Source organism: Streptomyces hydrogenans (assembly GCF_014656075.1).
GTDB lineage: Bacteria > Actinomycetota > Actinomycetes > Streptomycetales > Streptomycetaceae > Streptomyces > Streptomyces hydrogenans.
Genome location: NZ_BNBS01000030.1, coordinates 57442 through 76394 on the forward strand (window position 1 = coordinate 57442; position 18953 = coordinate 76394).

Below are 18953 nucleotides of genomic sequence, written 5' to 3' on the forward strand. Positions count from 1 at the left end.
TCGCGCGCGTCAGTCCAGGTAGCCGCGGAGCTGGTCGGCGTAGGTGTGGTCGCGGAGCTTGCCGAGGGTCTTGGACTCGATCTGGCGGATCCGCTCGCGGGTGACGCCGAAGATCCGGCCTATCTCCTCCAGGGTGCGGGGGCGGCCGTCGTCGAGGCCGTAGCGGAGCTGGACGACCTTGCGCTCGCGCTCGCCGAGGGTGGACAGGACGTCCTCCAGGTGGCGGCGGAGCAGCAGGAAGGCGGCGGACTCGACGGGCGAGGCGGCGTCGCCGTCCTCGATGAGGTCGCCGAGGTCGACGTCCTCCTCCTCGCCGACGGGGGTGTGCAGGGAGACGGGTTCCTGGGCGAGCCGGAGGACCTCGACGACCCGCTCGGGGGTGAGGTCGAGATGGGCGGCGACCTCCTCGGCGGTGGGTTCGGTGCCGCGTTCCTGGAGGAGGTGGCGCTGGACGCGGATGACCCGGTTGATGAGTTCGACGACGTGGACGGGGACGCGGATGGTGCGGGCCTGGTCGGCGAGGGCCCGGGACATCGCCTGCCGGATCCACCAGGTGGCGTAGGTGGAGAACTTGTAGCCGCGGGCGTAGTCGAACTTCTCGACGGCCCGGATGAGGCCGAGGTTGCCCTCCTGGACGAGGTCGAGCATGGTCAGGCCGCGGCCGACGTACCGCTTGGCGACGGAGACGACGAGCCGGAGGTTGGCCTCGATCAGCCGCCGTTTGGCGATCCGGCCGAGGACGACGAGCCGGTCGAGGTCGTGGGCGAGCCGGGAGTCGAGGTCGGGGGCGAGGGCCAGCTTCTCCTCGGCGAAGAGGCCGGCCTCGACCCGGCGGGCCAGTTCGACCTCCTCCTCGGCGGTGAGGAGGGGGATCCGGCCGATCTCGCGGAGGTACTGGCGGAACAGGTCGGCGGAGGGGCCGTTGCCGCCGGTGTCGGCGGTGCGGCGCCGCTGGGCCGGGACCTCGGGGACCTCCGGGAGTCCGGGGCGTTCGTCCTGGTCGTCCGGGTCGGTGGTCTGGATCTCGGTCTGCACGGCGGGCGACCTCCAGGAGGGGCGGAACGGCTCCGTCACCCAGTGTGGGGTACGACACATCGCCGCCACGAGGGGCGTGCGGTGACTTTTTGGGTGCGCGCGGTGACCGACCGTAGGGCGGGGGTCAGAGGGCGGCTGCGCCGTGGTTGCGGAGGGACTGGCCGTACTGGGTGAGGACCCACAGCTCGTTCTGCACGGCGGCGAGCCGTTCGGCGTCGCCGTGGGCGCCGAGCCGGGCGAGGGCGCCCTGGACGTCGCGGATGCGGCGGTCGACGGCGCGGAGGCGGACCTGGACGAGCTGGGCGCCGGCGTACACCTCGTCGATGGTCTTGGCGAAGATCGTCTCGACGGCGAGCTCGGTGACGAGGGCGCGGACGGCGTCGTCGGGCGCGGCCTCGCGGACGGCGTCGAGGTAGTCGGCGGGGGCCCCGTCGGCGCCCCCGGCGTCCTGCACGCACTGGCGGACGGCGGCGTAGGGCGGGGCGGTGAACTCGTCGGTGCCGTAGGCGTCGAAGGCCGGGGAGACGAGGGCCGGGTACTGGAGGGCGAGCTTGAGGAGTTCGCGCTCGGTGCGGTGGGCGGGGCTGCGGAGGTTGAGCGCGGGCCCGGCGGGGCCGCGGGGCGCCTGGACCTCGCCGTACGCGCGCTGCTGCCGGCCGTCGCCGCGCTGCGGGCCGCCCTGCTCCTTGCCGCCGCCGCGCTGCCAGCGGGCGATCTGGGCGACCCGGCGGACGACGAACTGGGTGTCGAGGATGCCGACGAGTCCGGCGAGCTGGACGGCGACCTCGTGCTGGGAGGCCACGTTCTTGATCTTGGCGACGACGGGGGCGGCCTCGTCGAGGGCGGCGGCCCGGCCGGCCGGGGTGTCCAGGTCGTAGCGGTTCACGATCTGGCGGAGGGCGAACTCGAAGAGCGGGGTGCGGGGCTCGACGAGGTCGGCGACGGCGTCGTCTCCCTTGGCGAGGCGCAGCTCGCAGGGGTCCATGCCGTCGGGGGCGATGGCGATGTAGGTCTCGGCGGCGAACTTCTGGTCGTCCTCGAAGGCGCGCAGGGCGGCCTTCTGGCCGGCGGCGTCGCCGTCGAAGGTGAAGATGACGCGGGCCGAGCCGTTGTCCATCAGGAGGCGGCGGAGGATCTTGATGTGCTCGCCGCCGAAGGCGGTGCCGCAGGTGGCGATGGCGGTGGTGACGCCGGCCAGGTGGCAGGCCATGACGTCGGTGTAGCCCTCGACGACGACGGCCCGGCTGGTCTTGGCGATCTCCTTCTTGGCGAGGTCGACGCCGTAGAGCACCTGGGACTTCTTGTAGACCGGGGTCTCGGGGGTGTTGAGGTACTTGGGGCCGTTGTCGTCGTCGCGCAGGCGGCGGGCGCCGAAGCCGACGATCTCGCCGCCGACGTCCCGGATGGGCCACATCAGGCGGCCGCGGAAGCGGTCGATGGGGCCGCGGCGGCCCTCCTGGGAGAGCCCGGAGACGATCAGTTCCTTGTCGGAGAAGCCCTTGCCGCGCAGGAAGCGGGTGAGGTGGTCCCAGCCGGCCGGGGAGTAGCCGACGCCGAAGTGCTCGGCGGCGGCCTGGTCGAAGCCGCGCTCGGCGAGGAACTTCCGGCCGATCTCGGCCTCGGGGGAGTCGAGTTGGGTGACGTAGAACTCGGCGGCGATCTTGTGGGCCTCGATCAGGCGGATGCGCTCGCCGCGCTGGTGGCCGGGGTTGTAGCCGCCCTCCTCGTAGCGGAGGGTGATGCCGGCCTTGGCGGCGAGGCGCTCGACCGTCTCCGAGAAGGAGAGGTGGTCGATCTTCATCACGAAGGCGATGGTGTCGCCGCCCTCCTGGCAGCCGAAGCAGTGGAAGAGTCCCTTGCTGGGGCTGACCTGGAAGGAGGGCGACTTCTCGTCGTGGAAGGGGCAGAGTCCCTTGAGGTTCCCGCCGCCGGCGTTGCGGAGCTGGAGGTACTCGGACACCACGGAGTCGATCGGGACCGCGTCCCGGACCGCCTTCACGTCGTCATCGTTGATCCTGCCTGCCACGCGTAGAGTCTACGGCTCACTCGTACGGATCAGAGCAGGCTCTCCAGGGTCACCGAGGGGTCGCAGAGGGCGTCCGGGTCCACGGTGGCCCGGGAGCGGATGAGGTTCTGGATCGGCTCTGTGACGTCCCACACATTCACGTTCATTCCGGCGATCACCCGGCCCTCGTGCAACCAGAAGGCGATGAACTCGCGCTTGCCGGTGTCGCCGCGGACCACGACCTGGTCGTAGGAGCCGGGTGGGGCCCAGCCGGAGTACTCCATGCCGAGGTCGTACTGGTCGGTGAAGAAGTACGGGACCCGGTCGTAGGAGACGTCCTGGCCGAGCATGGCGCGGGCGGCGGCGGGTCCGCCGTTGAGGGCGTTGGCCCAGTGCTCGACGCGGATGCGGTGGTGGAGCGAGGGGTGGTCGAAGGCGGCGACGTCGCCGGCGGCGTAGATGTCGGGGTCGGTGGTGCGCAGGGAGGCGTCGACGGCGATGCCGCCGCCGTCGGCGCGGTCGACGAGGGCGAGGCCGGCGTTCTCGGCGAGGGCGGCGCGGGGGGCGGCGCCGATGGCGATGAGGACGGCGTGGGCGGGGTGCTCCTCGCCGTCGTCGGTGCGGACGGCGAGGACCATGCCGTCCTGGCCGGTGATCTCGGTGATGCGGGCGCCGAAGTGGAAGCGGACGCCGTGCTCGGTGTGGAGGTCGGCGAAGAGCTGGCCGAGCTCGGGGCCGAGGACGCGGTGGAGCGGGGTGGGGTCGGCCTCGACGACGGTGACCTCGGCGCCGTAGGTGCGGGCGGCGGCGGCGACCTCCAGGCCGATCCAGCCGGCGCCGGCGATGACCAGGTGGCCGTTGTCCCGGCCGAGGGCCTTCAGCTCGTCGCGGAGCCGCTCGGCGTGGGAGAGCCGGCGCAGGTGGTGGACGCCGGCGAGGCCGGTGCCGGGGATGTCGAGGCGGCGCGGCTCGGAGCCGGTGGCGAGGAGCAGCTTGTCGTAGCGGATGACGGTGCCGTCGCCGAGGCGGACGGTGTGGGCGTCCCGGTCGATGGCGGTGACGCTCTGGCCGAGGTGCAGTTCCACGTCGTGCGCGGCGTACCAGCCGGGCTCGTGGACGAGGGCGGAGTCCCGGTCCTTCTTGCCGAGGAGGTAGCCCTTGGAGAGCGGCGGGCGTTCGTAGGGGTGGTCGCGTTCGTCGCCGATGAGGATCACCCTGCCGTTGAAGCCCTCCGCGCGGAGCGTCTCCGCCGCCTTGGCGCCGGCCAGGCCCCCGCCGACGATGACAAAGGTCTGATCTGCGTCGACCACGTTGATTCCTCCTCGTTGCGACCGGTTCTCTACGCTACGCCCCCGGGCCGGGCCCGGGGAGCACCGCCCCTGGACGTGCATGCGAGGGTCCCGCACGGCGCCGGAAGGCGAAAGAGGGCCGTCGGCCCCCAGGGCCTGTCTGAACCATTGGCGTCGGATCAGGCCGGGTCGTCCGGCGCGTGCGATCGGCGTGCGGCCGGGGCGCCCTCGTAGCAGCGCTACTTGGGCGTTTCGGCCGTGCGGCGAGCGTGCGTGCCGGGCGGGCCGGACCCGACGGGAATGGTCGGACAGGCCCTAGAGACCGGGGGTGCGCAGGCGGGTGTGGAGGGTGCGGGCGGAGGCGTCGGTGAGGGAGGCGATCTGATCGATGATCACCCGCTTGCGGGAACGGTCGTCGGGCGCGGCGGCGAAGAGGGCGCGGAACTGCGGTTCGAGGCCGTCGGGGGCGCGGGCGACGAGCGCCTCGGCGAGTTCGGCGACGACGATCCGCTGGTCGGCGCGGAGCGCCTCCTGTTCGGCGCGCTGCATCACGTACCGGTCGGCGACGGCCTTGAGGACGGCGCACTCGTTGCGGGTGGGGCGGGGGACGACGAGTTCGGCGCCGTAGCGGGTGAGGCGGCCGGAGCCGTACGCCTGCCGGGTGGCGCCCTCGGCGGCGAGGCAGAAGCGGCCGATGAGCTGGCTGGTGGCGTCCTTGAGGCGGGCCTGGGCGACGGCGGAGCCGTCGTAGCCGTGCGGCCACCAGTCCTGGTCGAGGAGGCGGTCGAGGGCTTCGGCGAGCTCGGCGGGGTCGGTGTCCTCGGGGACGTAGCGGCCGAGGGCGACGGCGAAGATGTCGGCGCGCTCGGGCTCGGCGTGCAGGAGGTTGGGGTCGATGTGGCCGGCGTGCAGCCCGTCCTCGAAGTCGTGGACGGAGTAGGCGACGTCGTCGGACCAGTCCATGACCTCGGCCTCGAAGCACTTGCGCTGCTCGGGGGCGCCGCGCCGGACCCACGCGAAGACGGGGAGGTCGTCCTCGTACACGCCGAACTTGGAGGAGCCGGGGTCGGTGGGGTGGTCGCCGCGCGGCCAGGGGTACTTGGTGGCGGCGTCGAGGGCGGCGCGGGTGAGGTTGAGGCCGACGGAGGCCGGCTCGCCGTCGGGGCCGGGGACGAAGCGCTTGGGCTCGATGCGGGTGAGGAGGCGGAGCGACTGGGCGTTGCCCTCGAAGCCGCCGCAGTCCTTGGCGACGTCGTTGAGCGCCTGTTCGCCGTTGTGCCCGAAGGGCGGGTGGCCCATGTCGTGGGAGAGGCAGGCTGCTTCGACGAGGTCGGGGTCGCAGCCGAGGGCGGCGCCGAGCTCGCGGCCGACCTGGGCGCATTCGAGGGAGTGGGTGAGCCGGGTGCGGGGGCTGGCGTCCCAGGCGTACCCCCGGGTGCCGGGGGTGACGACCTGGGTCTTCCCGGCGAGCCTGCGCAGGGCGGCGGAGTGCAGCACGCGGGCGCGGTCGCGCTGGAAGGCGGTGCGGCCGGGCCGCTTGTCGGGCTCGGTCGCCCAGCGCTCGGTGGCGGTCGGGTCGTACCCGGGGGTCTCGCTGGTGCCGTCGTAGCCTGCCATGTCTCGACGGTAACCGGAGGGGCCGACAAAAGGGTTCAGATGGCGGCGAGTTCCCGCGTGGGGGTGGCGGGGCCGGCGGTGCGGGCCCGGGCGGCACCGTCGTAGCGATGCAGGACGAGCCGGGCGAGGGCCGGGTGGGCGCCGAGCGGGTCGGCGGCGATCCAGGGGGCGTGGGCGGCGGCGCGGGCGGCGAAGAGGCCGGGGGCGGTGAAGCAGGAGGCGACGGCGATCCGGTGGGCGCCGCGGGCGGCGAGCGCGGCGAGGGCCTCGCGGGCGGTGGGGGCGCCGGCGGAGGCGTAGGCGTCGAGCACGGGGGTGCCGCCGACGCGCTCGCCGAGGGCGGCGGCGGTCTGGCGGACGACGGCGCCGGAGCGGGGGTCGCGGGAGCCGGCGGAGGCGAGGACGACGCCGGTGGCGCGGGAGGCGGAGTCGGCGGGGGTCCAGCCGGCCTCGGCGAGCCGGTCGGCCAGGGCCTCGACGAGCAGCGGGTGCGCGCCGAGCGGTTCGGCGACGCGGGCCGGGAGGTCCGGGACGGCGGCGAGGGCGGCGGGCAGGTCGTGGGTGACGTGGTACCCGGGGGCGAACAGGAGCGGTACGAGGACGGCCTCGCGGCCCTCGGCGGCGAGGCCCTCCAGGGTGGCGTCGAGGAGCGGCGCGTTCAGCTCGACGTGGGCGAGGCGGACGTCGAGTCCGGGGCGCAGCTCGCGCACCCGGTCGAGGAGGCGGGCGAGGCCGGCACGCGCGCGGGGGTCCCGGCTGCCGTGGCCGACGGCGAGGAGCACGGGGGCGGGGCGGTGGGCGGGGGGCTGTGCGAACGGCTGCATGGGCGGGTTACCTCCTGCTCGGTCTTCCCCTCCGGGGCGTCGTACGGACGCACCCGGCGGAGCTGGAGTCCGAGCTGTCGCGCGATCCGCCCCAGCAGGGCGGCGCCGTCCGCGAACGTGCTGTCCGGCTCCGTCATGGACCGATCCTGGCCGGGGCACGTTGCCTGCCCGTTGCGCGCCGGTCACGGCTCGTGTCCCGCACCGCACGCGGTTGTTTCGCCGGGCTCACGCGCGCGGGGGGAGGGGTGTCAGGCCCGGCTCCCCCACGCGCGCGTGCCGGCGGGGCGGGTCTCAGTCCTCCGGGTGCCACACGTAGCGGACGTCCGGCTCGCGCTCCTCGTTGCGCGCGCCGTCGGTGTGCTCGGCGGCGGTGAAGCCGTGCCGTTCGTAGAAGCGCCGCGCCGGGGCGTTGACCTGGAAGGTCCACAGTTCCAGCCCGGCCGGGCTGCGGCGCTTGGCCAGGTCCACGAGGCGGTCGCCGATGCCCCGGCGCTGCCACGGCGGGTCGACGTAGAGCTGGTCCAGGTCCTCGCCGTCGAGCACCATCATCGCGACGACCGCCCCGTCGGCGGTCGCGACCCAGGTCTCCTGGCCGGGCAGGACGATCTCGCGGAGCCAGTAGCGGACCTCCTCGTCGGTGTGCGCCCTGCGCACGTCGGGCAGGGCGGCGGTGTACGAGCGCAGCCAGACGTCGGCGACGGCGGTGGCGTCGGCGGGGTCGGCGCGGCGGAGGACGAGGTCGTTGATCACCGCCGGATCGTACGGAACGCGCACCCCTCCCCTCCCCTCTTTTTTCGTTCCGAATCACGGAATATCTTTTCCATTATGAGAATGTCCCCCGCGTCGCTCCCCCGGCGCGTCACCGCCGAGTTCACCGGCACCGCCGCCCTGGTCGCCGTGATCGTCGGCTCCGGCATCCGCGCCGACTCCCTCAGCCAGGACATCGGGGTCCGGCTGATCGCCAACGCCGCCGCCTCCGCGATCGGCCTCGGACTGCTGATCGCGCTCCTCGGACCGCTCTCCGGCGCCCACTTCAACCCCGTCGTCACCCTCTCCGAGTGGTGGGGCCGGCGCCGCGAGCAGGAGGGCCGCGAGGTCCTCGCCTACGTCACCGCCCAGGTGGCCGGCGCCCTCGCCGGCGCGCTGCTGGCCGAGGCGATGTTCGGCCGCGCGCCCGGCACCTGGTCCACCGAGCCGCGCGCCGCGCTCCACCTGCTGCTCGGCGAGGCGGTCGCCACCGCCGGGCTCGTCCTCGTCGTCCAGGGACTGCGGCACACCGGCCGCCCGCAGCTGGCCCCGGTCGCGGTCGCCGGCTACATCGGCGCGGCCATCTGGTTCACCTCCTCCGGCTCCTTCGCCAACCCGGCGGCCACCGTGGGCCGCTCCCTCACCGACTCCTTCACCGGCATCGCCCCCGCCTCGGTGCCCGCCTACGCCGCCGCCCAGCTCCTCGGGATGCTGCTCGGCATGGGCCTGGCGAGTGTGCTCTACGGCACGGATCGGGTCGCCGCCGAACCGAAGCCCGCCCCCGCGCGTCGGACGGGGTGAGACCCCTTCCCCCGACCCCTGGAGTCCCCGATGCAGGTCCGGTTCCCGCGCACCGTCCGGGCCCGCCGCCGTACCGTCCAGGCCGTGATGGCCGCCGCCGTCCTCGCCCTCGCCCCCGCGACCTGGATGCACACGGCCGCGGCCGGGAAGCTGCGGACGACCGCCGACGTGCCCGCCGGGGACGTCGCCGTGGTCTTCGGCGCCGGGCTGTGGAAGGGACGCCCGACGCCGTACCTCGCCCACCGGCTGGACACCGCTGCCGAGCTGTACCGCACCGGCAAGGTCAAGGTCCTCCTCGTCACCGGCGACAACAGCCGGACCGAGTACGACGAGCCGAGCGCCATGCGCGCCTACCTCGCCGCCCGCGGCGTCCCCGACGCCCAGGTGGTCAGCGACTACGCCGGCTTCGACACCTGGGACAGCTGCGTGCGGGCCCGCGAGGTCTTCGGCGTCGACCGGGCGGTCCTCGTCACCCAGGACTTCCACGTCAAGCGGGCCGTCGCCTTGTGCGAGCGGGCCGGCGTCGCCTCGTACGGCGTCGGGGTCGCCGAACCGCAGGACGCCACCTGGTACTACGGCACCACCCGGGAGCTCTTCGCCGCCGGCAAGGCCGCCCTCGACGCGGCCCTGCGCCCCGACCCCCGCTTCCTCGGCCCCGAGGAGAGCGGCGTCGCCGAGGCCCTGGCGGGCGGCGCCCGCACCGCCCCGGCCTCACCCGCCGCGCGCCCGTGACCTGAGCGGAGAGCACCGCGCCCGTAATACGACACGCCGCCCGCCGTAACACGTCCGACGCACCCTGGACGCATGTCCGACGCCACCGCGGTCCCCACCCACTGCCCCTACTGCGCCCTGCAGTGCGGCATGAAGCTCCGCCCGACCGGTACGGCGGAGCTGCCCGCCGAGGTGGTCGAGCGGACCGACTTCCCGGTCAACCGGGGCGCGCTGTGCGGCAAGGGCCGCACCGCCCCCTCCGTACTCTCCTCCCGGGTCAGGCTCACCGAGCCCCTGGTCCGCCGCCCTGACTCCGGGGCGCTCGAACCGGCCTCCTGGGAGGAGGCACTCTCCGCCGTCGCCGAGGGGCTCCGCCTGACCCGCGCCGACCACGGCCCCGACGCCGTGGGGGTCTTCGGCGGCGGCGGACTCACCAACGAGAAGGCGTACGCGCTCGGCAAGTTCGCCCGGCTCGTCCTCGCCACCTCGCAGATCGACTACAACGGGCGCTTCTGCATGTCCTCGGCGGCCGCCGCCCACCAGCGGGCCTTCGGCCTCGACCGCGGACTGCCGTTCCCGCTGGAGGACATCCCGCGGACCGGCTGCGTGATCCTCGTCGGCTCCAACCTGGCCGAGACCATGCCCCCGGCGCTGCGCTACCTCACCGAACTGCGCGAGAACGGCGGGAAGCTGATCGTCGTCGACCCCCGCCGCACCCGCACCGCCGAGCAGGCCGACCTCCACCTCGCCCCCCGCCCCGGCACCGACCTGGCGCTCGCCCTCGGCCTGCTCCACCTGGTCGTCGCCGAGGGCCGCGTCGACGAGGACTTCGTCGCGGAGCGCACCTCCGGCTGGGAGGCCGCCCGGGCCGGCGCGATGGCCCACTGGCCCGAGCACGTCGAGCGGATCACCGGCGTCCCCGTGCCGCGGCTGCGCGAGGCGGTCGCCCTGTTCTGCGACGCCCCGGACTCCATGGTGCTGACCGCGCGCGGCCCCGAGCAGCAGTCCAAGGGCACCGACACCGTCGGCGCCTGGATCAACCTCTGCCTCGCCACCGGCCGGGCCGGCCGGCCGCTCTCCGGCTACGGCTGCCTCACAGGCCAGGGCAACGGCCAGGGCGGCCGCGAGCACGGCCAGAAGGCCGACCAGCTGCCCGGCTACCGCAAGCTCGACGACCCCGCCGCCCGCGCCCACGTCGCCGACGTCTGGGGCGTCGCCCCCGAGACCCTGCCCGGGCCGGGACGCAGCGCCTACGAACTCCTCGACGCGCTCGGCGGCGAGGTGCGGTCGCTGCTCCTGATGGGCTCCAACCCGGTCGTCTCCGCCCCGCACGCCGCGCACGTCGAGGAGCGGCTGCGCTCGCTCGACTTCCTCGCCGTCGCCGACGTGGTCCTCTCCGAGACCGCCGCGCTCGCCGACGTCGTCCTGCCGGTCACCCAGTGGGCCGAGGAGACCGGCACCATGACCAACCTGGAGGGGCGGGTGCTGCTGCGCCGCCGCGCCCTCACCCCGCCGGCCGGAGTCCGCACCGACCTGGAGGTGCTGCACTCCCTCGCCGGGCTGCTCGGCTGGGAGAAGGGCTTCCCCACCGACCCCGAGGAGGTCTTCGAGGAGCTGCGGCGGGCCTCCGCCGGCGGCCCCGCCGACTACTCCGGCATCAGCTACCGGCGGATCGAGGACGAGCGGGGGGTCTTCTGGCCCTGCCCCGCGACGGACCCCGGCGAGCGGGACCACGCGGGCACCCCCCGGCTCTTCCTGGACCGCTTCGAGACCGCCGACGGCCGGGCCCGCTTCGTGTCGGTGACGCACCGGCCGGCGGCCGAGGAGACCGACGCCGACTATCCGGTGGTGCTCACCACCGGCCGGGTCGTCTCGCAGTACCAGTCGGGGGCGCAGACCCGGCGGGTGGCGGAGCTGAACGCCGCCGCGCCCGGCCCGTTCGTGGAGCTGCACCCGCGGCTCGCGGAGCGGCTGGGGGTCGCGGAGGGCGAGCCGGTGGCGGTGGTGTCGCGGCGCGGGCGGGCGGTGGCGCCGGCCCGGATCACCGGCGCGATCCGCCCGGACACCGTCTTCATGCCCTTCCACTGGTACGGGGAGGGGCGGGCGAACACCCTGGTGAACCCGGCGCTCGACCCGGTCTCCCGGATGCCCGAGTTCAAGGTGTGCGCGGTCCGTCTGGAGCGCGGCTGAACCAGTCGCCGGAGGCGATGAGCGGGCCGCGCGGGGTGCCGGGCGCCGCGAGGTAGACCCAGGCGCGGACGGTGGCGCCGTCGCCGGTGCGGACCGTGTCGAGGGCCGCGCGCTCGTACCCGGCCTCGTACTCCATCCGGTCCAGGACGGCGAGGAGTTCGCCGTACGCCTCGGGGACGGGGGTCACCAGGCTGCCCCGGACGGTGCCCGCGCCCAAGGCGGCGTACGGGTAACCGGGGCCGTCGTGCAGGAGCGCCCCGGGAAGGAGGGCGTCCTCCTCGGTGGCGGTGCGGCCGAGGAGGAGCCGGTCGTGGTGGCGCGCGCCGGGGCGGAGCGTGCCGTAGACGAAGAATGGCAGGGTCACGCGGTGCCGACCTCGGTTTCCAGCCACTCCAGATAGGCGGCGGAGCCCCCGACGACGGCGGTGGCGAGGATCTCGGGGGTCTCGTAGTCGTGCGCGGCGAGCAGGTGCGCCTCCAGGGCCGCGTACCGCCCCCCGGTGGTCTTGAGGACGACCTGCCACTCCTCGGCGGTCTCGACGGCCGAGCGCCAGTGGTAGACGGAGGTGACGGGCCCGCTGACCTGGGCGCAGGCCGCCAGCCGGGCCTCGACGGCACCGCGCGCGAGCGCCTCCGCCTTCTCCCGACTGTCGGTGGTGGTGGTCACGGTGAGGGCGGTGGGGGCGCTGCGGCTCTGGTCGGTCACGTCCCCACCGTACTGAGCGGTCACCCGGTCGCGAACTGCGCTTCGTACAGGCGGGCGTACGCGCCGCCGCGGGCGAGCACGGCGAGGCGGGCGCGGTGCGGGCGCAGGCGGCCCGCGAGGAGGCGCAGCAGGATCATGCCGGCCCCTCAGGCGGCGTACGGACGGACGGCCTTGGCGTCCTTGAGGGCGTGTCCCCACCAGGCGAGCTGGTCGAGCATCAGCTTGGCGCCGGCCTCGGGCCCGGTCGGGTCCTTCAGCAGGCCGTCCTCGTCGAACTGGCCGTGGGCGTTGGGCAGGACGACGCCGTCGCGGACGGTCACGGCGTGCATCTCGGCGTAGACCTGGCGGAGCTGCTCGACGGCCCGGATGCCGCCGGAGATGCCGCCGTAGGAGACGAAGCCGACCGGCTTGGCGCGCCACTCGGTGTAGTGGCGGTCGATGAGGTTCTTGAGGGAGGCCGGGAAGGAGTGGTTGTACTCGGGGGTGAGGACGACGTAGGCGTCGGCGGCCTCCAGGACGGGGGTGACGCGGGCGAGTTCGGCGCGGACGCCGGGGTCGGGGTCGTACGAGAGGGAGGTCGGGAGCGTCGTCTCGGCGAGGTCGAGGACGGTGAGCTCGAAGTCGGGACGCTCGGCGACGCGGGTGCGGAACCAGTCGGCGATCACCGGGGCGAAGCGGCCGGCCCGGTCGCTGGCGACGACGAGGGCGAGGGTCAGGGGGGCGGCGGCCTGGGCGGCGGCGGAGTTCGTGATGTCCATGTCGAGAATCGTGGTACCTCAAGTTTGGTTGAGGTCAAGCGCGGGTTTTTCGGGGCGGGTCGGGGGGTCGGTCCGGGGTGGTTCGGGGGTGGTTCGGGGGTGATTAGGGGGCGTGCCACGGGCGCACCGGGGGGCCGTTCGGACAGCGCGCCGATGCGGGTCCTGGGGGGGCGGAGAGGGCGCATCGAGGGCCCATCGGGGGCGGCGGGGCGGGGCGGGGCGGCGGGCGAGGGCGGGCGCCGGCCCGGGGCGGCGGGGGGAGGACGGGCGCCGGGACTACCGTGAGGGCATGACGACTTCACCCGCTCCCGCTCCCGCGCACATCGAGATCGACGGGGTGCCGGCCGCCGATGCCGGGGCGCTCGCCGCCGTGCTGGGCGGCTACGGCCACTTCACCGCGATGCAGGTGCGGGACGGCCGGGTGAAGGGCCTCGGCCTGCACCTCGAACGGCTGGACCGGGCCACCCGCGAACTGTTCGGCGCGCCGCTGCCCGGCGCGCGGGTCCGGGAGCTGCTCGGCCGGGCGCTCGGGGCGTCGGGGCGCCGCGACGCCTCGGCGCGGGTGTACGTGTACGAGCACGGGGCCCGGTTCCTGGTGGCCGTCACCGTCCGCGAGGCCGCGCCCGACGGCCCCGGCGCCCCGCGGCGGCTGACGGCCGTCGACTACCTGCGCCCGGCGGCGCACCTCAAGCACCTGGGCGGCTTCGGGCAGCGGTACCACGGCGACGCGGCCCGCCGGGCCGGCTTCGACGAGGCGCTGCTGACCACGCCGGAGGGCGAGGTCGCCGAGGGCGCGGTCACCAACATCGCCTTCTGGGACGGCACTTCGCTGGTGTGGCCGACGGCCCCGCACCTCACCGGCATCACCATGGCCCTGCTCGCGCCCCGCCTTCCGTCGGTCCACCGGCCGGTGACGCTCCCGGAACTCCCGGGCTTCCGCGCCGCGTTCGTGACGAACTCGCGGGGGATCGCGCCCGTGACGGCCGTCGACGGGGTCGCCTACCCGGTGGACGAGGCGCTGATGGAGCGGGTGTTCGTCGCCTACGCGGAGGCGCCGGGCGAGAAGATCGTTTCCGCTGACGGGGGCGGCGCCGCCGACTAGCCTGCGACCATGGTTTTCAAGAGGCTTTTCGGCGGCGGCATCCCGCTCGAAGTGGACACGATCATCGAGCCCGGTCCGGTGCGGCCGGGCGGCATGCTGCACGGCGAGGTGGTGGTCCGGGCGCCCGAGCGCGACCTGGAGATCGAGTCCATATCGCTCAGGCTCCTCGCCAACGCGCCCCTGTTCCACAAGGGCGACGGCGACGGCGCGGGGAGCGGCGAGACCGTCGGCCACCCCCACGCCAGCGGCTGGTTCAAGCTGCGCAAGGGCCAGGAGAAGCGGGTCCCGCTGAAGTTCCGGCTGCGCTGGGAGACCCCGGTGAACGAACTGCGCGGGGAGGACCTCGGGGTCCTCATCGGGGTCAGCACCGAGGTCGACGCGGCCGGGGTGAAGGCGCAGACCGACATGGACCCGGTGCGGGTCGAGGCGCTGCCGCTGCACGAGGCGGTGCTCGACGCCTTCGTCGCGGAGGGCTACGCGCTCGACGGGGCGCGGGTGTACGGCTCGTCGATCGACGAGGTCGAGCGGCACCTCTACACGTGGCAGGGCTTCCGGCTCGTCCGTCCGGAGCCGGCCGAGGGGCGCCCGGCGCAGCTGGAGCTGACCTTCCACACCAACGCGGTGGGCAGCGAGATCTTCCTCCGGAAGTTCGCCGGGAAGTCGAAGTACTGGGAGGACAAGCCCCCGGCCCTCCGCTACGTCGCCGCCCACCACGAGGTCGGCACCCGCGACTTCGCGGCGGACGTCCGGACGTGGCTGGACGAGGTCGCGGTCCTGAAGAGCACGGAGCGCGACGAGGACTGAGGGGGCACGGGGGCAGGGCGCGCGGGGGTGTGGGGGAACGCCGGGGCGGCACGGCGGTCGCGGGGCGCCTTCACCCGCGCCCGGGCGCGCACCGGACGCCCGCCCCCGCCCCCGGCCCGCTCCGGGCACCCCCATGGCCCCGGGCTCGCACCGGCACTCCGGGCCCGGCCCCGTACCCCCACTCCGGGCGGTCCCGCACCCACACTCCGAGCCCGCGCCCCAGGCCCGCACCCACACTCCGAGCCCGCGCCCCAGGCCCGCACCCGCACTCCGGGCCCGCGCCCCAGGCCCGCACCCGCGCCCTCCCGCCGCACCGGGGCAGAGCCGGGAGGGCACCGCTCACCCGTTCGGCATGACGGGACAGCTGACGGGGCACATCCGGTTCTGACCTGCGGAAATGCGCGGAATCCAGTCGACGCGCCGTATCGGATGGCGGAATCCTGATGGATCATCAGGAGGCGGGGGGCGCGGCGGGGCCGTTACCTCGGTCTTACGGAAGACCGAACGACCGCGCGCCCCGGAGGACCCCACCATGCGCCCCACTGCCCGCCTGCTCACCGGAACCGCGCTGACGGTCGCCGCGCTCGGCGCGTTCGCCGCGCCCGCCGCGTACGCGAACAACGACGGACCCGAGTCGCTGGAGATCTACCCCTCCACCGCCTCCCCCGGCACCACCGTCACCGTGAACACCCTGGCCTGTGGCAAGAACGGCCACGGCGTCGGGGACGCGAACTCGGTCGGCGCCGGAGAGTTCCAGCTCCACCCGAGCACCCACAAGGAGGTCGTGGTCGGCCAGTTCACCGTCGCCGAGCACGCCAAGCCCGGGACCCACTGGATCGGCGTGGCCTGCGACAACGGACGGACCGCCCGGGGCGAGCTGACCGTCAAGCACCGCGAGCCCAGCGGTCACGTCAAGACCGGTGTCGGCGGCAGCATCGGCCCCGACACCGCCCAGGTCACGGCAGGCGCGGCGGTGCTGGCCGCGGCTGCCGTCGGCGGTGTGTGGCTCATGCGGCGCCGGGCGAGCGGCGCCCAGGGCCACTGATCACACCGCCCGTCCCGCCCCCGTCCGGCTCCCGCACACGGCCGGCCGGGGGCGGGCCCTTCCCGTGACACCCGCTCGCGGGCACCCCGCCACACCCCGCCCCCACGACACCCGCCCCCGTGAGGAACCGACGTGAGCAACAGGACCAAGGGCTGGGGCATCGCGGTGGCCGCCTGTGTCGGCCTCTGGCTCGTCCAGAACGGCTCGCAGGACGTCACCCCGCCCGTCCCGTCCGCCGCCCAGGCCTTCGCCGCCGGGCCGAGCGTGCACACCGACGCCGCCGCCGACCCGCTGCCCTCGTCCCCGCCGGTGCGGCTGCGCATCCCGGAGACGGACGTGGACGCCCCGATGACCCGGCTCGGCCTGGCCGGAAACGGCTCCCTGGAGGTGCCGCCGGCCGAGGACCGCAACCTGGCCGGCTGGTACGGGGACGGCGTCACGCCCGGCGCCAGGGGCACCGCGATCGTCGCCGGACACGTCGACAACGCCGGCGGCCCGGCCGTCTTCTACACGCTGGGCGCCCTGAAGAAGGGCCACCGGATCGAGATCGACCGCGAGGACGGGAAGACCGCGGTCTTCACCGTCGACGCCGTCGAGGTCTACGACAACGACTCCTTCCCCGACGAGAAGGTCTACGGCTCCACCGACCGCGCCGAACTCCGGGTCATCACCTGCGGCGGCGGCTTCTCCGAGAAGCGCGGCGGCTACCAGGGGAACGTGGTGGCCTTCGGGCACCTCATCGGGGTGCGCTGACCGGGAGCACCGGCTCCGCGGGTCAGCTCCACTGGTCCCAGCCGAGCTTCGCGACCATGGAGAGGACCACCACCAGCAGCACCCCGCGGACGAAGCCCGAGCCCTTGCTCAGCGCCATCCGGGCGCCGGCCATGCCGCCCGCCAGGTTGAAGGCGGCCATCAGGGCGGCCAACTGCCAGTAGACGGTGCCCTGGTAGGCGAACATCGCGAGCGCGCCCGCGTTGGTGCAGACGTTGACGATCTTGGCGGTGGCGGAGGCCGTCACCAGGTCCAGGTGGAGCACGGCGGTCAGGGCGAGCACCAGGAAGGTGCCGGTGCCGGGCCCGAACAGGCCGTCGTAGAAGCCGATGCCGCCGCCGACGAGGACGATCGCGGTGACGACCCGGGCCCGGGTGAGCGGCGCCCGGTCCTCGCCCTCCGGCCGCGCCCCGAACGAGGGCTTGAGGATCACGAAGGCCGCGACCGCGACGAGCACCACGATGATCAGCGGCCGCAGGATCTCCTCGTCGACGGCGGTCGTGAACAGCGCGCCGGCCGTCGAGCCCGCGAGGGCCGCGAGCCCGACCCGTACCGCCGTCCACACCGGCACCTTCGTCTTGCGGACGTAGGTGACGGCCGCGCCCGTCGTGCCGACGATCGCGACCGCCTTGTTGGTGCCGGTGACATAGGGGTACGTGGCGTTCGGCAGCCCGATCAGCAGCGCCGGCAGGAGCAGCAGCCCGCCGCCGCCGACCACGGCGTCGATCCAGCCCGCGACCAGCGCGGCCAGGCAGAGCAGAACGAGGGTGGAGAGGGCGATGTCGGGCATGGCAGCGAGCCTAGGGAGACGATCGTTGGCCCGTCCATCAATCGTCCGATCGTTGAGCCAGTTCTGAGGTTGGGCGGCCCGGGTCCCGGTCGGGGGCGGGCGGCGCGGCCGGGTCCACCGCGGCGGTGAGCAGGGTCGCGGCGAGCGCCCCTGCGGTGACGAGCACGGCGGCGAGCCGGCGGCGCAGCCGCTCCTCGGTGGGCGGCTGCGGACGCGCCCGGTGGCGGGGCGCGGCGGTGTCAGGCACGGGTCGGCTCCTCGAAGTTCTCGGCGTGGATCCGGGCGGCCGGCACCCCGGCCCTGCGGAGGGAGGCGGTGGCGGCGCGGGCCATGGCGGGCGGCCCGCAGAGGTAGACGTCGTGGGCGGCGAGGTCGGGGACGAGGGCGCGCAGGGCGCGGGCGGCGAGCGGGTCGTAGGAGCCGTCCGAGGGGCCGAGGAGGTAGTGGAGGGCGGCCCGGCGCTCGCGGGCGATGGCCTCCAGCTCCGCGCGCAGCACGAGCCCGCCCTCGTCGGAGGCGCGGTAGAGCAGGGTCATGTCGCCGGGGCCGCCGGGCAGGGTCTCGAAGAGGGCGCGCAGCGGGGTGATGCCGACGCCGCCGGCGAGCAGCAGGACCTTGCGGCGGGTGCGGCGGTGGGCGGTGAGCGCGCCGAAGGGGCCGGAGGCGAGGACGCGGGTGCCGGGGCGGAGCCGGCGGACCCGGCGGGTGTGGTCGCCGCGGACCTTCACGGTGATCCGCAGGGTGTCGTCGCGGACGGGCGCGGAGAGCGAGAAGGGCAGGGCGGTGGCCCACAGGCCGCGGCTGAGGAAGCGCCAGCGGAAGAACTGGCCGGGTTCGGCGCGCAGCCGGGCCACTCCCCTGCCGCGGACCAGGACGGAGACGACGCCGGGCGCCTCGTCGCGCACCTCGGCGACCCGCAGGTCGTGGCGGAGCGCGGCCCGGACGGGGACGGCGAAGCGGTACCAGAGGAGGAGGACGGCGACGGTGGCGTGCGCCATCGACCAGAGCCAGCGGGTGAGGAGCCCGCCGGCGATGTCGGGGCCCGCGAGCTGGTGGACGAAGCCGAGGGCGGCGGCGAGCAGGGCGCCGAGGTGGACCGTGTGCCAGGTCTCGTGGCGGATCCGGCTCCGCACGGCCCGGGCGGAGGTGACGCCGACGGCGGTGAGGAGGGCGGTGCCGGCGACGGCGGCGGCGATCGCCCCGTAGCCGAGGAGCTCGCCGGTGGCGGTGAGGAGGTCGGTCCGGGCGTGGACGGCGTAGCCGCAGAGGGCGAGGACGGTGTGCGCGGCGATCAGGCCGAGGACGTACCGGCCGCCGAGGGAGTGCCAGCGGGCCAGCCGGTCGGCGCCGACGCCGTGCTCGACCGCCGGGACCCGGGCCATCAGCAGGAGCAGGACGAGGACGCCGTACCCGGCGAGGAGGCCGGTGAGGTGGGCGCCGGTGGCGAAGAAGGCGTCGAGCCGGGCGGACGGCCGCGCCTGCACCCCCCACAGCAGCGCGACGACACCGGCGCCCCCGAGGATCCCGGCCCGCAGCCGCTCGGCCGCGAGCCGGGGCGCGGGCTGCGGGAGGGGGTGGGGCGGGCGTACGGGGTGGGCCGGGCGTCCGGAGTGGGCCGGGCGTCCGTGGGGCGCGGGCGCGGGGCCGGTGGCGCGACGGGCGGCACGCAGTCCCGCGTCGTGACGGGGGCGGGGGCCTGCCTCACGGCCGGGACGGGGGCCTGCCTCGCGGCCGGGACGGGGGCCTGCCTCGCGGCCGG

At 74.9% G+C, this 18953-nt stretch carries 19 protein-coding genes; 7 read left to right on the forward strand and 12 right to left on the reverse strand.

The genetic code is table 11. The features are described from left to right. Nucleotides 1-9: 9 nt before the first annotated feature. The 6 genes from IE321_RS15485 to IE321_RS15510 form a co-directional block, all read right to left on the reverse strand. Nucleotides 10-1095, reverse strand: coding sequence for an RNA polymerase sigma factor (locus IE321_RS15485; RefSeq protein WP_306314609.1), 1086 nt, complete (start codon nucleotides 1093-1095; stop codon nucleotides 10-12). 64 nt (nucleotides 1096-1159) lie between these two features. Continuing rightward, nucleotides 1160-3061 (reverse strand): DNA primase, encoded by a 1902-nt coding sequence (dnaG, locus tag IE321_RS15490; protein WP_190223313.1) that lies wholly within the window; start codon nucleotides 3059-3061, stop codon nucleotides 1160-1162. A gap of 29 nt (nucleotides 3062-3090) precedes the next feature. Beyond that, nucleotides 3091-4350 (reverse strand): NAD(P)/FAD-dependent oxidoreductase, encoded by a 1260-nt coding sequence (locus tag IE321_RS15495; protein ID WP_190223314.1) that lies wholly within the window; start codon nucleotides 4348-4350, stop codon nucleotides 3091-3093. A 294-nt stretch (nucleotides 4351-4644) separates the two neighbouring features. Further along, entirely contained in the window at nucleotides 4645-5946 is a 1302-nt protein-coding gene (locus IE321_RS15500) for a deoxyguanosinetriphosphate triphosphohydrolase (RefSeq protein WP_190223315.1), read from the reverse strand. 35 nt (nucleotides 5947-5981) lie between these two features. Further along, nucleotides 5982-6770, reverse strand: a complete 789-nt coding sequence (locus IE321_RS15505) for a sirohydrochlorin chelatase (RefSeq protein WP_190223316.1) — start codon at nucleotides 6768-6770, stop codon at nucleotides 5982-5984. Between the two features lie 291 nt (nucleotides 6771-7061). Beyond that, the gene (locus tag IE321_RS15510; RefSeq protein ID WP_190223317.1) at nucleotides 7062-7520 is read right to left on the reverse strand and encodes a GNAT family N-acetyltransferase; all 459 of its coding nucleotides are present in this window, start codon (nucleotides 7518-7520) and stop codon (nucleotides 7062-7064) included. A gap of 75 nt (nucleotides 7521-7595) precedes the next feature. Here IE321_RS15510 and IE321_RS15515 point away from each other — a divergent pair, with 75 nt between their 5' ends. From IE321_RS15515 to IE321_RS15525, 3 genes are all read left to right on the forward strand, one after another. Then, on the forward strand, nucleotides 7596-8318 hold the full coding sequence (locus tag IE321_RS15515; RefSeq protein WP_190223318.1) for an aquaporin: 723 nt from the start codon (nucleotides 7596-7598) through the stop codon (nucleotides 8316-8318). 30 nt (nucleotides 8319-8348) lie between these two features. Then, a complete protein-coding gene (locus IE321_RS15520) occupies nucleotides 8349-9050 on the forward strand; it encodes a SanA/YdcF family protein (protein WP_190223319.1) in 702 nt (233 codons plus the stop codon). 72 nt (nucleotides 9051-9122) lie between these two features. Then, nucleotides 9123-11219, forward strand: coding sequence for a molybdopterin oxidoreductase family protein (locus tag IE321_RS15525; RefSeq protein WP_190223320.1), 2097 nt, complete (start codon nucleotides 9123-9125; stop codon nucleotides 11217-11219). Here IE321_RS15525 and IE321_RS15530 read toward each other — a convergent pair. From IE321_RS15530 to IE321_RS15540, 3 genes are all read right to left on the reverse strand, one after another. Further along, on the reverse strand, nucleotides 11185-11583 hold the full coding sequence (locus tag IE321_RS15530) for a gamma-glutamylcyclotransferase family protein (RefSeq protein ID WP_190223321.1): 399 nt from the start codon (nucleotides 11581-11583) through the stop codon (nucleotides 11185-11187). The genes IE321_RS15525 and IE321_RS15530 overlap by 35 nt on opposite strands. Then, on the reverse strand, nucleotides 11580-11924 hold the full coding sequence (gene cutA, locus IE321_RS15535) for a divalent-cation tolerance protein CutA (RefSeq protein WP_043226249.1): 345 nt from the start codon (nucleotides 11922-11924) through the stop codon (nucleotides 11580-11582). Before cutA ends, IE321_RS15530 begins: the two co-directional genes overlap by 4 nt. 146 nt (nucleotides 11925-12070) lie before the next feature. Beyond that, nucleotides 12071-12682: an NADPH-dependent FMN reductase gene (locus tag IE321_RS15540; protein WP_190223322.1), complete on the reverse strand. Its 612-nt coding sequence runs from the start codon at nucleotides 12680-12682 to the stop codon at nucleotides 12071-12073. Between the two features lie 289 nt (nucleotides 12683-12971). On the opposite strand from IE321_RS15540, the gene IE321_RS15545 reads away from it, so the two are divergent. The 4 genes from IE321_RS15545 to IE321_RS15560 all read left to right on the forward strand — a co-directional run bounded on the left by IE321_RS15545 (nucleotide 12972) and on the right by IE321_RS15560 (nucleotide 16386). Beyond that, a complete protein-coding gene (locus IE321_RS15545) occupies nucleotides 12972-13784 on the forward strand; it encodes an aminotransferase class IV (protein WP_190223323.1) in 813 nt (270 codons plus the stop codon). Between the two features lie 9 nt (nucleotides 13785-13793). Beyond that, entirely contained in the window at nucleotides 13794-14588 is a 795-nt protein-coding gene (locus IE321_RS15550; RefSeq protein WP_190223324.1) for a sporulation protein, read from the forward strand. 532 nt (nucleotides 14589-15120) lie between these two features. Then, nucleotides 15121-15633 (forward strand): GVDTG sorting domain-containing protein, encoded by a 513-nt coding sequence (locus IE321_RS15555; protein ID WP_043221387.1) that lies wholly within the window; start codon nucleotides 15121-15123, stop codon nucleotides 15631-15633. Between the two features lie 132 nt (nucleotides 15634-15765). Next, complete coding sequence (locus IE321_RS15560) at nucleotides 15766-16386, forward strand: class F sortase (protein ID WP_190223325.1); 621 nt, start codon at nucleotides 15766-15768, stop codon at nucleotides 16384-16386. Between the two features lie 22 nt (nucleotides 16387-16408). Here the strand turns inward: IE321_RS15560 and IE321_RS15565 are convergent, their stop codons facing one another. The 3 genes from IE321_RS15565 to IE321_RS15575 are packed head-to-tail and all read right to left on the reverse strand — an operon-like array spanning nucleotide 16409 to nucleotide 18729. Next, complete coding sequence (locus tag IE321_RS15565) at nucleotides 16409-17194, reverse strand: sulfite exporter TauE/SafE family protein (protein ID WP_043221391.1); 786 nt, start codon at nucleotides 17192-17194, stop codon at nucleotides 16409-16411. 37 nt (nucleotides 17195-17231) lie between these two features. Then, complete coding sequence (locus IE321_RS15570; protein WP_190223326.1) at nucleotides 17232-17441, reverse strand: hypothetical protein; 210 nt, start codon at nucleotides 17439-17441, stop codon at nucleotides 17232-17234. Continuing rightward, entirely contained in the window at nucleotides 17434-18729 is a 1296-nt protein-coding gene (locus tag IE321_RS15575; protein ID WP_372470236.1) for a ferredoxin reductase family protein, read from the reverse strand. Before IE321_RS15575 ends, IE321_RS15570 begins: the two co-directional genes overlap by 8 nt. Between the last annotated feature and the right edge of the window lie 224 nt (nucleotides 18730-18953).

Excerpts from the sequence above, each read along its gene's own strand:
- IE321_RS15500 (WP_190223315.1), bottom strand. The coding sequence starts at position 5,946 with ATGGCAGGCTACGACGGCACCAGCGAGACCCCCGGGTACGACCCGACC.
- IE321_RS15515 (WP_190223318.1), top strand. The coding sequence starts at position 7,596 with ATGAGAATGTCCCCCGCGTCGCTCCCCCGGCGCGTCACCGCCGAGTTC.
- IE321_RS15505 (WP_190223316.1), bottom strand. The coding sequence starts at position 6,770 with ATGCAGCCGTTCGCACAGCCCCCCGCCCACCGCCCCGCCCCCGTGCTC.
- IE321_RS15545 (WP_190223323.1), top strand. The coding sequence starts at position 12,972 with ATGACGACTTCACCCGCTCCCGCTCCCGCGCACATCGAGATCGACGGG.
- IE321_RS15520 (WP_190223319.1), top strand. The coding sequence starts at position 8,349 with ATGCAGGTCCGGTTCCCGCGCACCGTCCGGGCCCGCCGCCGTACCGTC.
- IE321_RS15550 (WP_190223324.1), top strand. The coding sequence starts at position 13,794 with ATGGTTTTCAAGAGGCTTTTCGGCGGCGGCATCCCGCTCGAAGTGGAC.
- IE321_RS15565 (WP_043221391.1), bottom strand. The coding sequence starts at position 17,194 with ATGCCCGACATCGCCCTCTCCACCCTCGTTCTGCTCTGCCTGGCCGCG.
- IE321_RS15540 (WP_190223322.1), bottom strand. The coding sequence starts at position 12,682 with ATGGACATCACGAACTCCGCCGCCGCCCAGGCCGCCGCCCCCCTGACC.
- IE321_RS15555 (WP_043221387.1), top strand. The coding sequence starts at position 15,121 with ATGCGCCCCACTGCCCGCCTGCTCACCGGAACCGCGCTGACGGTCGCC.
- IE321_RS15485 (WP_306314609.1), bottom strand. The coding sequence starts at position 1,095 with ATGTGTCGTACCCCACACTGGGTGACGGAGCCGTTCCGCCCCTCCTGG.
- IE321_RS15525 (WP_190223320.1), top strand. The coding sequence starts at position 9,123 with ATGTCCGACGCCACCGCGGTCCCCACCCACTGCCCCTACTGCGCCCTG.